The sequence below is a fragment of the Microbacterium sp. genome (genome assembly GCF_051953575.1).
Lineage (GTDB): Bacteria > Actinomycetota > Actinomycetes > Actinomycetales > Microbacteriaceae > Microbacterium.
In genome coordinates this window covers 1-12,962 of record NZ_JBQCIP010000215.1, presented here as the reverse complement: position 1 = coordinate 12,962, position 12,962 = coordinate 1, and the positions used below count along the sequence as shown (strand labels likewise).

Here is a 12,962-nt window from a genome sequence, read left to right as displayed (position 1 = left end):
GCGAGCTCGACACCCCGCCCGCCGGCCCCGCCGGGGCGCACCCCGCCCGGCGGCGCGGCAGGCCGGCGGCCGCGCGCGCCCGCCGGCAGCCCGAGGCGGAGTGGCGCGTCGCGTTCACGGGGTTCGCGCCGGGCTTCGGGTACCTCGTGAGCGACGACTGGCCCTTCGACGTGCCGCGTCTGGAGTCGCCGCGCACGCGCGTCCCCGCCGGCTCGGTCGGCCTCGCCGGGGCGTTCTCGGGCGCCTACCCGCGCGACACCCCCGGCGGCTGGCGCCTGATCGGCACGACCGGGGCACCGCTGTTCGACCCGGATGCGGCCGGACCCACCCACCCTGGGGCTCCGCGCGACGCGCCCGCGGCGCAGCGCGAGAGCGGGCGGACGCCCGCCCTCCTCGCGCCCGGCACGCGGGTCCGGTTCCACCCCGTGCCGGCGGGCCGGCCCGCCGGCTCCGCGCCGCCGGGTTCAGGAGAACCTGCCGACGCCGGACGCTCCGCGCCGGATCGCCCGGCCTCCGCGAGATCAGGGCAACACGACGAGCGGCGAGGGGATGCCCCCGCTCGCCCGGACCGTCCGGGCCTGCGCGTCGTCGAACCGGGGCTGCTGTCGACCGTGCAGGACCTCGGGCGGGCGGGCGCGGCCGCCGTGGGGGTCGCCGTGTCGGGCGCGCTCGACCGTTCGGCGCTGCGCACCGCTAACCGGCTCATCGGCAACCCCGAGGACGCGGCCGCGATCGAGGTGACCATGGGCGGCTGGCGCGCCGTCGCCGAGACCGACCTGTGGGTCGCGGTGACCGGCGCGTGGGGTCCCATCCGCCTCGACGGCCGCGAGGTCGACCCGTACGAGGCGCACGCATGGCCGGCGGGCGCCGAGCTGCACCTGGACTGGTTCGCGCACGGCGCACGCGCGTACGTCGCGGTGCGCGGCGGCGTCGATGCGCCGACCGTGCTGGGATCGCGCGCCACCGACGTGCTGGCGCGCCTCGGCCCCCCGCCGCTGCGTGCGGACGACCGGGTGCCGGTGGGCGAGGCGGCGGTCGCGCCGATTCCGGTCGCGCCGCTCAGCGCCTGGGGGGCGCCGCACGACGACGAGCTCGAGCTGGCCCTCGCCCCCGGGCCGCGCGCCGACTGGTTCGCGTCCGGCACGGCCCTCTTCGACGCCGTGTGGACCGTCACCGGCGATGCCGACCGCGTGGGCGTGCGCCTCGACGGGCCGGAGCTGGTCCGCACCCGCACCGACGAGCTGCCGAGCGAGGGCATGGTGCCGGGCGCACTGCAGCTTCCGCCGAGCGGGCGTCCGACGATCCTGCTGGCCGACGGGCCCGTGACGGGCGGCTACCCCGTGATCGCGGTGGTCGCCGACGCCTCGCTCGACCTGATCGCGCAGGCCCGGCCGGGAACGCGCATCCGGTTCCGGCACGCGTGATCACGGCATCCGGATCTGAGTAGTCATTGCCTACGTCGGGTCGACGGCCGCCGATTAGTGTCGTGAACGTCGAGAGGAGCACCGTGAGCGTGTACGACGAGATCGGCGGAGCGCCGGCGATGAAGGCTGTCGTGACCGTGTTCTACGACCGCGTCGTCGCGGATCCGGAACTGGCGCGGTGGTTCCAGGACGTCGACATGTCCCGGCTGAAGGCGCACCAGCGGGCCTTCCTCACCGCGGCGCTCGGCGGCCCCGAGCTGTTCTCGGGGAGGGGACTGGATGCCGCACACGCCCACCTCGGGATCACCGACGTCGCCTTCGACGCCGTCGTCGAGCACCTGGCGATGAGCCTGCACGACCTCGGCATCCCGGCCGAGGTGATCGACAGCGTGCGCGAGCGGGTCGACGGCAGCCGCGATGTCATCGTGACCTCCGTCCGCGCCTGACCGGGCCGACGGGCGGCCCGCCTACAGGCGCGCGAGCTCGTGGCGGCCCGAGATCCCGAGCTTGCCGTAGACCGACTGCAGGTGGTTGTCGACGGTGCGCGTGGACAGGAACAGCTTCGCCGCGATGTCCTTCGAGCTCGTGCCGTCGGCCGCGAGGGCGGCGACCTCGCGCTCGCGGCGCGTGAGCGGCGTGAGCTCGTCCGTGAAGCGGAGCATCGGTGTCGCGGGCCCCTCGCACTGCGCGGCCTCTTCGTCGCAGCGCGCCTGCAGGGCGACCGCCTCGCGCTGCGACCCGGCGGCGCGCGCTGCGCGCGAGGCCGACGCGAAGGCCTCCGCCGCGAGCAGGTGGGCGCCGTTCGCCGCCCACGCCTCGCCGGAGGCGGTGAGCGCTTCCGCGTCGGCGGCCGCCTCGGCGGCGACGTGCGCAGCCTGCCGTGCCAGCAGCGGACTCTCGGGAACGTCCGCCGTGAGCCGGGCGATCGGACCGGCGGCCGCCGCGGCGCCGCCCAGCCGTGCCAGGTGCAGCAGGTATGTGCCCGCGAGGAAGACGTGCCCCGTCCCCGCCATGCGCTCGGCCTCGTCGAGCAGCAGGGTGCGCGCGGATGCGAGGTCGCCCGCGAGCGCCGCGAACCACGCACGGCAGATGAGACCGGCGGCGCCGTCGTCGACGCCGGCGGGGATCGTGGCGAGCTCGCGCCGTGCCTCGTCGACGTCGCCGTGGGCGATGAGGGTCAGGCAGAGCCCGCCGAGGCCGGGGATGTACAGGCTGATCGGGCCCGCGGTCATCGCACCGCTCATGGTGTCGCGGTACCAGCGCATCGACGTCTCGAGCTGGCCGGAGTCGCTGCCGATGCGCCCCAGCAGGAACTCGATCGACCGCGAGACGATCTCGTCGTCGGCCTTGATCGCCTCGACCAGGGACTCGGTGGCTGTCGCGCGGGCGGCATCCACGAATCCGCCGTGCAGCTGCACGGTGGCGAGGGTCAGCAGCGCGTTCGCGACCGTGTGGCCCGGGATGGCGCGGCCGTCGGTGGCGCGCGCGAAGGCGAGCGCCGTCTCTGCGGCCGCGAGCGCCTCGTCGTAGCGGCCCAGTGCCGAGAGCGGCTGCGCCCGCGCGGCGGCGATGATCGCGCGCTCGGGCGGAGAGTCGCCGAAGCTGTCGGCGAGCTCGACGATGATCCGGTCGGCCTCGGCAGCGTGGTTCGAGAACTGCTCGATCAGCGCACGGATGAGTTCGAGCGACGGATCGGGGGCGCCCGCGCCGGCAGTCCTGCCCTCGCCCGCCTGCAGCACCGACAGCGCCTCGGCGAGTCCCTCGTGCACGCTCGCGTGCGCCAGCGCGCGCGTGGCGGTGATCGCCGTGGCGAGCTCGCCGTCGGCCCCGAGGGCGTCCGCCGCCCGCAGCTGCTCGATCGCCTCGCTCACGCGGCCCATGCGCAGCAGCGCCTCGCCGCGCAGCAGCAGCAGATCGGGTCGCGCGCCGCCTGCCGAGATCGCCGCCTCGGCGAGCCGATCGACGGTGCGATGGTCGCCGGCCTGTCGTGCGAGCCGCGCGCTGCTCGCGAGGATCTCGGGGTCGGCTGCGGCGCCCGCGGCCAGCCGCCACGTGACGACGCGCAGCGCGTCGGCCGCGGTGGCGGCACCCGGGTTGCGGGCGTTGTCACCGTCCAGCAGGTCGGCCTGCTCCAGCAGCAGGTCCGCGGCGCGCAGACGCGGGAGGGCGGATGCGACGACGGCGGCGTACTGCGGATGCGACAGGCTCACGTCCAGCCGGTCGCCGATGTACACCAGCCCCGCCGTCTCGAGGCGGCCGAGGGCGGCGCGGGCACCCGGTGCGACGAGGTGCGCCGCACGCAGGTCGCCGGCGACGGCCAGCCGGTCGACCACGTCGCGCTCGTCGGGGTCGAGCTGGGCGACGCGGGCGAGGATGAGGTCGCGCAGGGCGGGGGAGCCGACCAGGTCGCCGGTGAGCTGCCACACGCCGGACCGGGGCGCCAGCCGCCCGGACTCCAGCGCCCCCACCACGAGCTCGCGCAGGTACAGCGGGTTGCCGCCGCTCTCGCGCTCGAGCTCGCTGGCGGTGCGGTGTGCGACGGACCCGCCGAGCACGTCGGCGAGCAGCTCGCGGATCGTCTCGACGTCGAGCGGCGTGAGCTCGACCCGCAGCGCCCGGTCGGCACTCCACGTGGCCATGAACGGCTCAGGGAGCGCGTCGCCCGAGCGGATCGTCGCCGCCACCCGCAGCGCGTCGATGGCGACGAGCTGGGCGATGAGCGTCGCCGACAGCGGGTCGAGAAGGCTCACGTCGTCGATCACGAGCAGGCGCGGCAGCGGCGCCCGCTCATCGAGCGCGGCGACCGCCCGGCCCAGCAGCGTCGCAGGGTCGAGCGAGCTCTCGCTCAGCTCGGCGCGCCCGGTGGGGAAGATCGTCAGCAGCGCCCCGAGCGGAACCGCCGACATGATCGACGTGCCCGAGGTGCGCATGACGCTCCAGCCGCGCGCGGCGAGCGCGTCGCCCACGGCGGCCACGGCCCGGCTCTTGCCGACGCCGGACACGCCCGAGACCACGAGCGTGTGCACGTGCCCTTCCAGAGCCGTGGCTCCCCGGTGCACGACGGCATCCCGTCCGGTCAGCGGCCACGGCGTGAGAGCGCGTTCCGGCACGGTCCCCGTCATCCCGCCTCCTCAGCCCTCCCCAGGGCTGAGCGAGATTCTATTGGCCCGCCGCGGCATCCGAGTAGCTCTGAGTAACAGGCGGGTCGTCCCTGAGTAAGAGGCACCGCGCGACTTGAGCACGCGCCCCCCATCCGGCCCGCCGGGCCCCGCCGCCATCGTGTTCTGCGTGCCGTTCGGCGCAGCCCAGAATCCGGAACCGATCGACCCAAGGACTCTCATGCTCTCTCCTCAGAAACCCGCCGGCGACGCCGGCCGGCTCGTCCGCACCGGCTCGGTGCGGGCAGCGGCGCTCGCCGCCGTCGCCCTGCTCGTCGCCGCCGTGACCTTCGTGTCGGCGCTGCCCGCCCGCGCCGAAGACTCCGCACCGGCCGACCCGGCCGTCGTGGCTGTGGCCGAGGACGCGGATGCTGCCGCCCCGGGCGGCGAACCCGACGGCGCGGTCACGCTCGAAGAGACGGCATCCGAGCCCGTCGACGCCTCGGCCACGCCGGCCGACGCCTCAGGAGCGTCGGCGAAGTCAGCGGAATCCGCGGCCGATGCCCCGGCATCCGTCGAAGCTCCCGTCGCAGATGCCGGGGACTCGGATGCCGCCGACGCCGCCGAGCCCGTCGACGCCGCCGATCCCGCGGCGAAGGGTGCGGCATCCGCCCCGTCCTCGTTCGCCCCGCCGGTCGTGCAGGAGTTCACGAACACGCCGCCCACCGGCCTGGACGACTACTACGAGATGGTGCAGGACACGTCGCTCGTGACCAGCAAGCCCGGCATCCTGTCGAACGACTACGACGCCGACGGTGACTCCATCCAGGTGAGCGACACGATTCCGCCGAGCACGGGCGAGTTCGTCTGGCTCGACGATCCTGCGTTCCGCTTCACGCCCGAGCCCGGCTTCGTCGGTCAGGTGAAGTTCCAGTACCTGCTGCACGACAGCGCCGGCGCCGACGGCGACTGGACGACCGTCACCATCCAGGTCCTGCCCACCGGCAGCGAGGTCGCATTGCCGCCGCTCCCGGTGACCGACACCTATCTCTACGCGAAGGACACGCCGCTGTTCATCCCGGCGCCGGGTGTGCTCGCCAACGACGCGCTCGACGGCGCGGTGGTCTCGATCAAGACCTCGTGGCTGCCCAACGGGTCGGTCACATGGGTCGGCACAGACGGCAGCTTCCTCTTCACCCCGCTCGGCGGCTCGACCATGAAGCACCAGTTCGCGTACGAGGTCTGCACCGTCGTGGCGTGCGGCACCGGGTATGTCGACCTGTTCGCGACCGCCGACGGGTTCGAGCCCTCGGGTCCGGCCGTGATCCCCGGCGCACCGGTGGCGCAGCCCGACTACTACGGTGTCGTCGCCGGCACGCCACGTGTCGTGGATGCCGCACAGGGCGTGCTCGCCAACGACACCGACCCCGACGGCGACACCCTCGAGGCGATCTCGACGACGACCCTTCCGCAGTGGGGCACGGTGGTGCTCTCCAGCGACGGCAGCTTCGTCTACACCCCGAACGCGGGCTTCACGGGCGTCGACTGGTTCACGTACTACCCGAACGACGAGCATGCGATCTCCGGGCTGCCGGTGAGGGTGGAGCTGCAGGTGGGCGACGGGAGCGTCAACCACCCGCCCGTCGCGGTCGCCGACAACTACGTCGCGCAGGCCGGCCAGCCGCTGCTCGTCTCGGTCGGACCGCTCGCCAACGACACCGACGCCGACGGCGACGTCGTCGTGTTCAGCGGGTGGTGCCAGGCTCCGCTCGGGGACGTCGACTGGTCGGGTCAGCACATCGAGTACACGCCGCCGGCCGGCTTCACCGGCGTCGACACCGGCATGTACCGGGTGCAGGACACCCACTTCTACCCGAGCCTCTGCGCTCCCCTCACGTTCGAGGTCGTCGCCGGCGACGGCGTCAACGCACCCCCGATCGCGGTCGACGACCACATGGAGGTCGAGCAGGACCACCCCCTGTCCCTGCCGGCAGCCGCAGGAGTGCTCGCCAACGACATCGACCTCGACGGAGACGCGCTGGAGGTCTTCGAGTACACGCCCGCGAACCACGGCATGATCGTGATGGCTCAGGACGGTTCGTACACATACACCCCCGAGCCCGGGTTCGTCGGCTACGACTACATCAACATGCAGGTGTCGGACGGCAGCGTGGCGGTGTGGGCTGATCTGATCATCGGCGTGAACCCCACGGGGACCGGACCGCTCGTCGCGAACTCGGAGTCCTACTTCGTGGAGTACGAGACCGCGCTGCATCGTGACGCGCCGGAGCTGCTGGCCAACGACGTGTTCCCGGCCGGCGTGACCCCCTCGATCTACGACGTCACAACGATGCCCGAGCACGGGATCCTGGACTGGACCCCCGACGGCGGCTTCACCTACACGCCCGACGCGGGCTTCACCGGCACGGACACGTTCTGGTACGGCATCGGCACCGGCCCGCAGGGACGCTGGAGCGAAGTCACGCTGTACGTGCTGCCCGACGGCGTCGTCCCCGGCACCCCGTCGCAGCCGGTCGACCCGGTCGACCCGGTGGATCCCACCGACCCGGTGGATCCCACCGACCCCACCGACCCGGTGGATCCCACCGACCCCACCGACCCCACAGACCCGACCGACCCGACCGACCCCACCGACCCCACCGACCCCACAGACCCCACCGACCCGTCCGGCCCCATCGACCCAGCGCCCACCGGCCCGTCCGTCCCGGCGCTGCCGGGCGAGGACGACCCGGTCGTCCCGGTCGACGAGACCGAGGCGGATGCCGTCCCCGCGACGGTCTCGGCCACGCCGGCGGACGCGCTCGCCGCGACCGGATCCGATGTGACCGGGACGCTCCTGGCGGCGGCCCTCCTGGCCCTCGCCGGCGCCCTCACGTCGGCCGTCGCCCGCCTGCGCCGTCGCGCCGGGCACTGAACGGGATGCCGCTGGCCGGCCGTTCCCGTCCGGCCCGCGGCATCCACCCTCCGCACGAACACCACGAACAACACACACATGAAGGAGAAAGACATGGGAATCTTCAAGCCCCTCGGCGACATGGGAAAGCTCGTGAGCGCCGCCCCCGCCCTCATCGACCAGGCGAACCAGCTGCAGGCGCAGGCCGCCGCGTACCAGCAGGCGGCGTTCGCGCAGCAGACGGCGGTCGCCGAGCCGCAGCCCGGCGCCTTGGAGCCGATCGCCGGCGTCGACCTGGAGCGCTACGCCCGCATCTCGAAGGGCATCGCGGTCTACGGCTACGACGCGTCGAAGCTGCCGTTCGTGGCAGCCTCGTTCGGTGTCGCGTCCGACGCGTGGGAGGCGGCGCAGGCCGGCTGGGCGGCCCGCATCCAGGCGGACCGGGGCGTCGGCCGCCGCTTCAACGAGCTGTACGCGGCGGTGTGACGTGGGCTTCCTGAAAGACCTCACGACCCTCACCCGCGAGGGCTACCAGGCGCAGCAGCGCATGGACGTCGGCGCGCATCTGGCCGCCGCGGGCCAGGCGATGGCGCAGGCGAGCGCGGCCATGGCCGCGGCGACGCCCGCACCGCTCGATCCCGCCACTGAGGCGCTGCGCGTCCCGGTCGCGGTGACCGTCGTCGACGTGCGGCAGCTGCCGATGATGATCGGCATGGACCTCGTCGTCCAGATCGACGTCCATGTGCTCATGCCGGGGGGAGTGCCGGTGCCGGTGACGCGCACCGCGCAGCTGCCGCCACTGACCGTCGGGCGGGTTCAGCCGGGCGCCACGATGCAGGGGAGCATCGTGCCGGGCCGTCCCGACACACTGCGGATCGACTGGGGGGCCTGAGGGGGCTCGATCCGCGAGGGGGCGGCGGGGACTGGGCCCGCCGCCCCCTTCTTCGTGCGTCCGGGGCGAGAGGAGCGGATGCCGGCGGCCCTTTGCCCGCCCGGCTCGGCTACCAGGTCTGCAGAGTCGCCGCCACCGCGTCGTGCTCGTGCTCGGGGAGCGCCAGGAGCACCGCCTCGGCGAGCGAGAGCTCGGCGCCGGCGGCCTCGCCCGCGGCGACACTCGCGGCATCGCGACCCCGCAGGATGTCGAGGTACGGCGTGTGGACGGTGAAGGCCTCCACGTCGAAGATGCCGATGCGCCGGCGGATCTCGCCGGCGGCCACCGCCAGCGCGGCCGCCCGCCAGGCCTCGCCGTGCGCCGCAGCGATCGCGCACACACCCTCCAGCCCGTACGCGATGCCCTCGTCATAGTGCAGCCGCACCGAGAGCAGCAGCGTGCGCACGAACTCGTCCTCGACCGACGCGAGCCTTCCGAGCTGGAAGTTCAGCCGCGCGCGCAGGTTGCCGGCGACCGATGTCGTGAACAGGTCGCCGTGCTGCTCGGCGACCGAGGCCGCTCGATTGAAGTGCGCGAGCGCGTCATCCATCCTGCCGCGCACCCACGCGAGCCGCCCGAGCGAGACCTCGGTGATGGCCTCGGCCCACGGGTTGCCCTGCTCACGCAGTTGCACCACCGCGTGGTGCAGCTCGGTCTCGGCCTTGTCGGAGTCGAGGTCGGAGAACTGCACGCGGGCGGTCGCACGCGCCGCGAGCGCCATGGCGGCGGCATCCGCATCGCCCGACTCGGCGAACAGCCTCACGCACTCGCCGAGTCCGGCGACCACCTGCTCGCTCGGTCGCTGCCACATCTCGCCCCACAGCGCGAAGAACCACGCGATCGCCCGCGTGTGCGGCGTGATCGGCTGGTCGTGCTGCTTCTCGAGCAGTTCCAGCATCCACACCCGCACTTCGGCGAAGAAGCCCGAGATCCACCAGTAGATGAGCAGGCTCCACGCGAAGTCTCCGGCGTCGTCGAGCCGGTCGGTGTGCACCAGGTGACGGACCGCGGCGCGCAGGTTCGGCAGTTCGAGACCCAGCCGCGCGACGGCGTCCACCTGACCGGCACCGTCGAGCTGCGGGGCGACGCGGCGCACCAGGGCGCAGTAGTAGTCCGCGTGGGCCCGCCGCATCTGTGCCGCCTCGCCGCGCTCCTTGAGGCGGCCGAGCGCATACTCGCGCACGATCGCGAGCAGCGAGAACACGCGTCGCCCGCCGACCTCGAACTGCTTCACGAGCGAGCCGTCCACCAGCGCCGCGAGCCCGTCGATCGCCTGACCGTCCCACGAGCGGCCGTGACCGAGCGCCTCGACGGCCTCCAGCGTGAACCGCGTCGCGAACACGCCGAGGTCTTCGAGAAGGTCGCGCTGCACCTCGGGCAGCAGGCTCACGCTCCAGTCGATCGTCGCCCGCATCGTCCGGTGCCGCTCGGGCAGGTCGCGCACGGCCGCCGTCAGCAGCGGCAGGCTCTGCCCGAGCCGCTCGGCGATGCCCGCGGGACTCAGGATGCGCACCTTCGCCGCCGCGAGCTCGATCGCCAGCGGCAGCCCTTCGAGCGTCCGGCAGATCGACGCCAGGTCGGCGGCGTTGCCGGGCGTCACGTCGAAGCCCGGGTCGATCGCCTTCGCGCGGTCGACGAACAGCGCCACCGCCGCCGTGCGCGTCGCCGGATCGAGGCTCGCCGGCAGATCGCCCCGGGGTGTCGGCAGCGGCGGCACCTCGTACACGCGCTCGCCGCGGATCCGCAGCACGATCCGGCTCGTCACGAGGAACGTCGCCGCAGGCGCCACCGTGTACAGCCGAACGAGGACGGGGGCGGCATCCACGATCTGCTCGAAGTTGTCGAGCACCAGCAGCACCTTGCGGTCGGCCAGGGCATGGGCGATGCGCTCCTCCAGGGCGGCCTCGCCGTTGTCGCGGATGCCGAGGTGGTACGCGATCGTCGGCAGCAGCAGCCCGGGCTCGAGCACCCCCTCCAGCAGCACGAAGTACACGCCGTCCGGGAACAGGTCGTCGCACGCGCGGGCCGTCTCGATCGCCAGGCGGCTCTTGCCGATGCCCCCGGGGCCGATGAGGCTCACGACCCGGTCGGTGCCGCGCGCCAGCAGCGTCCGGACCGACTCGATGTCGGCGTCGCGGCCGATGGTCGTCGTATACGGCACGGGCACCCGGCCCGCGAGCGATCCGGTCTGCTCGTCGGGACCGGCATCCGCCCGCGACTCGTCGAACCGCTCCGCGAGGAGCATCGCGAGGTCCGCGGCCACCTGATCCTCGAGCTCGGCCGCCGAGCGGAAGTGCAGGTAGGCGGCGGTGTCGTCGTTCTGGATGCGGGCGATGAGCGCACCGAGGCGCTCGTCGCGCGCGTCGGCGTCCTTGACGTAGATGAGCTTGGGCATCTCGCGAGGAGCCAGGTTGTACTCGTCCTCGAGCCCCGACACGTCTTCGCCGGGCGCCACCCACCCGTAGCTCTCGCCGTAGATGCCGACGAATACGTCGCTCTGCGCGAGATACGAGCGGTACAGCTCCCGCGGCGGATGCGGCCGGGCCCCCAGCTCGAACATCACCGGCGCGAGCCGCAATCGCTCGACGGCGGCCTTCACCGCCTCCCGCTCCTCCGCGAGCTCGCGCAGCGTCGAGCTCACGAACACCCGGATCCGCTGGTCGGGCGTGCGGATCACGGGGGATCGTCCCCCAGCCATGTCCCACATCATGGCCCTGCGGCGCGCGTCCCGCCATAGTTCCGGTACGGCGATATATCGAATGGATGCCGCCGCCTGGCCTTCTCGTGCACGCGGGGGGTCTTCCGGCCGGCGCCGCACGGGCGTACCTTGTGCGCCGGGGAGGGGATGCGAGGGGCGTCCCCCGTTCTTGGGAAGCAGGGGAACATGAAGCGATTGGTCGCGGGCTGTGCGCTCGCAGTCGGGCTGGTGCTCGCGGGCGCCGGGGTGGCGAATGCGGGAGAGGTGAACGGGAACGGGGACGACACCCCGGCGCCCGGCCACGCCGCATCGGAGTGCGTGTTCTCGGGGCAGGACACGCTCGACGCGATCGAGAACCCGCCTGACGCACCCGACTACAACCCGATGTTCAACGACGACGGCTTGGCGATGCGCGGCAACCAGAAGAACGGCTACCACGGCATCCAGAGCTACGGGATGTTCGTGAAGGCGGGACTGAAGGACATGGTGCCGTCGCCGGGGATGGCGTGCCGCGGCAACGCCGAGGCTCCGCCCGAGGGCTGATCCGCCTGATCCGCCGTCAAGGGCCGTCGCGCACGTCGCGCGACGGCCCTTTGCTGGGAACGGGCTGCGAGAATCGGGCTTATACCGCAGCACCCGAAACTCGTCAAGAATTCGACTGGACACGGCGCGTCGGCCGACGTATAGTGGGTCTTTGCGCTCTTGGATTCCCCCTGCCCTCATATGGTGGTCGGCTGCGCCTGCGCCCCCTCGCCCGTCGCGAGGCGTGGTGCGCGGGTTTCGGGGACGAAGAGCACTCCACCTGACGACAAGGAAACGAGCCCTACGGGCCCACGGAGGTAATCCCCTTGGCTGCTGCGAGCAACGCATCCAACCCCACCACCACCCCTAAGAACGGACGCGGAGCTTCCCGCCTCTCGTTCGCCAAGATCTCCGACACGCTGACGGTCCCCGACCTTCTCGCGCTGCAGACCGAGTCGTTCGACTGGCTCGTCGGCAACGAGGCCTGGAAGGCCCGCGTCGCCGAGGCGAAGGCCGCCGGGCGCACCGATGTGCCCGAGGTCTCGGGTCTCGAGGAGATCTTCGAGGAGATCTCGCCCATCGAGGACCTGAGCGAGACCATGCAGCTCTCGTTCACGAACCCGTACCTCGAGCCCGAGAAGTACTCCATCGAGGAGTGCAAGGAGCGCGGCAAGACGTACGCGGCCCCGCTGTACGTCGAGGCCGAGTTCATGAACCACCAGACCGGTGAGATCAAGACCCAGACGGTCTTCATGGGCGACTTCCCGCTCCAGACCGACAAGGGCACGTTCATCATCAACGGCACCGAGCGCGTCGTCGTTTCGCAGCTCGTCCGTTCGCCCGGCGTGTACTTCGACAAGACCCCCGACAAGACCTCCGACAAGGACATCGTGTCGGCGCGCGTCATCCCGTCGCGCGGTGCCTGGCTCGAGTTCGAGATCGACAAGCGCGACCAGGTCGGCGTGCGCATCGACCGCAAGCGCAAGCAGTCCGTCACGGTCTTCCTCAAGGCGCTCGGCCTCACGTCGGAAGACATCCTGAACGAGTTCGCCGGCTTCGAGTCGATCGAAGAGACGCTGTCGAAGGACACGATCCTCACCAAGGAGGACGCGCTCCGCGACATCTACCGCAAGCTTCGTCCGGGCGAGCAGGTCGCCGCCGAGGCCGCCCGCGCGCTCCTCGACAACTTCTACTTCAACCCGAAGCGCTACGACCTCGCCAAGGTCGGCCGGTACAAGATCAACCACAAGCTCGGTCTCGACAAGCCGCTCACCGACTCGGTGCTGACGGTCGACGACATCGTCGCCACGATCAAGTACCTGGTGCGCCTGCACCGCGGCGACGTCGTCTTCGACGGCGTGCGCGGCGGCAAGCC

Annotated in this window: 8 protein-coding genes and 1 pseudogene; 7 read left to right on the top strand and 2 right to left on the bottom strand. The window is 72.5% G+C overall.

Annotated features, from left to right (window positions below):
- Both ACTHNQ_RS13170 and ACTHNQ_RS13165 read left to right on the top strand, forming a co-directional pair.
- On the top strand, positions 1 to 1,424 hold a 1,424-nt coding region (locus tag ACTHNQ_RS13170; RefSeq protein ID WP_440334021.1), incomplete at its 5' end, for a 5-oxoprolinase/urea amidolyase family protein.
- Positions 1,425 to 1,507: 83 nt separating this feature from the next.
- Positions 1,508 to 1,870, top strand: a complete 363-nt coding sequence (locus ACTHNQ_RS13165; protein WP_440334019.1) for a group I truncated hemoglobin — start codon at positions 1,508 to 1,510, stop codon at positions 1,868 to 1,870.
- A gap of 21 nt (positions 1,871 to 1,891) precedes the next feature.
- Here the strand turns inward: ACTHNQ_RS13165 and ACTHNQ_RS13160 are convergent, their stop codons facing one another.
- Positions 1,892 to 4,546, bottom strand: coding sequence for a LuxR C-terminal-related transcriptional regulator (locus ACTHNQ_RS13160; RefSeq protein WP_440334018.1), 2,655 nt, complete (start codon positions 4,544 to 4,546; stop codon positions 1,892 to 1,894).
- Between the two features lie 217 nt (positions 4,547 to 4,763).
- Between ACTHNQ_RS13160 and ACTHNQ_RS13155 the strand changes: the two genes are divergently transcribed.
- The 3 genes from ACTHNQ_RS13155 (at position 4,764) to ACTHNQ_RS13145 (ending at position 8,328) form a co-directional block, all read left to right on the top strand.
- Positions 4,764 to 7,457: an Ig-like domain-containing protein gene (locus ACTHNQ_RS13155; protein WP_440334016.1), complete on the top strand. Its 2,694-nt coding sequence runs from the start codon at positions 4,764 to 4,766 to the stop codon at positions 7,455 to 7,457.
- Positions 7,458 to 7,550: 93 nt separating this feature from the next.
- Positions 7,551 to 7,922: a hypothetical protein gene (locus tag ACTHNQ_RS13150; RefSeq protein WP_440334014.1), complete on the top strand. Its 372-nt coding sequence runs from the start codon at positions 7,551 to 7,553 to the stop codon at positions 7,920 to 7,922.
- A 1-nt stretch (position 7,923) separates the two neighbouring features.
- A complete protein-coding gene (locus tag ACTHNQ_RS13145) occupies positions 7,924 to 8,328 on the top strand; it encodes a hypothetical protein (protein ID WP_440334012.1) in 405 nt (134 codons plus the stop codon).
- Between the two features lie 109 nt (positions 8,329 to 8,437).
- Here the strand turns inward: ACTHNQ_RS13145 and ACTHNQ_RS13140 are convergent, their stop codons facing one another.
- On the bottom strand, positions 8,438 to 11,044 hold the full coding sequence (locus tag ACTHNQ_RS13140; RefSeq protein ID WP_440334010.1) for an ATP-binding protein: 2,607 nt from the start codon (positions 11,042 to 11,044) through the stop codon (positions 8,438 to 8,440).
- A 207-nt stretch (positions 11,045 to 11,251) separates the two neighbouring features.
- Between ACTHNQ_RS13140 and ACTHNQ_RS13135 the strand changes: the two genes are divergently transcribed.
- A complete protein-coding gene (locus tag ACTHNQ_RS13135; protein ID WP_440334008.1) occupies positions 11,252 to 11,608 on the top strand; it encodes a hypothetical protein in 357 nt (118 codons plus the stop codon).
- 305 nt (positions 11,609 to 11,913) lie between these two features.
- A pseudogene (locus ACTHNQ_RS13130) lies at positions 11,914 to 12,962 on the top strand (DNA-directed RNA polymerase subunit beta); the annotation flags it as partial.

Bases quoted from the DNA above. Each gene is read 5' to 3' on its own strand.
- ACTHNQ_RS13160 (WP_440334018.1), bottom strand. From the start codon at position 4,546: ATGACGGGGACCGTGCCGGAACGCGCTCTCACGCCGTGGCCGCTGACC.
- ACTHNQ_RS13155 (WP_440334016.1), top strand. From the start codon at position 4,764: ATGCTCTCTCCTCAGAAACCCGCCGGCGACGCCGGCCGGCTCGTCCGC.
- ACTHNQ_RS13150 (WP_440334014.1), top strand. From the start codon at position 7,551: ATGGGAATCTTCAAGCCCCTCGGCGACATGGGAAAGCTCGTGAGCGCC.
- ACTHNQ_RS13135 (WP_440334008.1), top strand. From the start codon at position 11,252: ATGAAGCGATTGGTCGCGGGCTGTGCGCTCGCAGTCGGGCTGGTGCTC.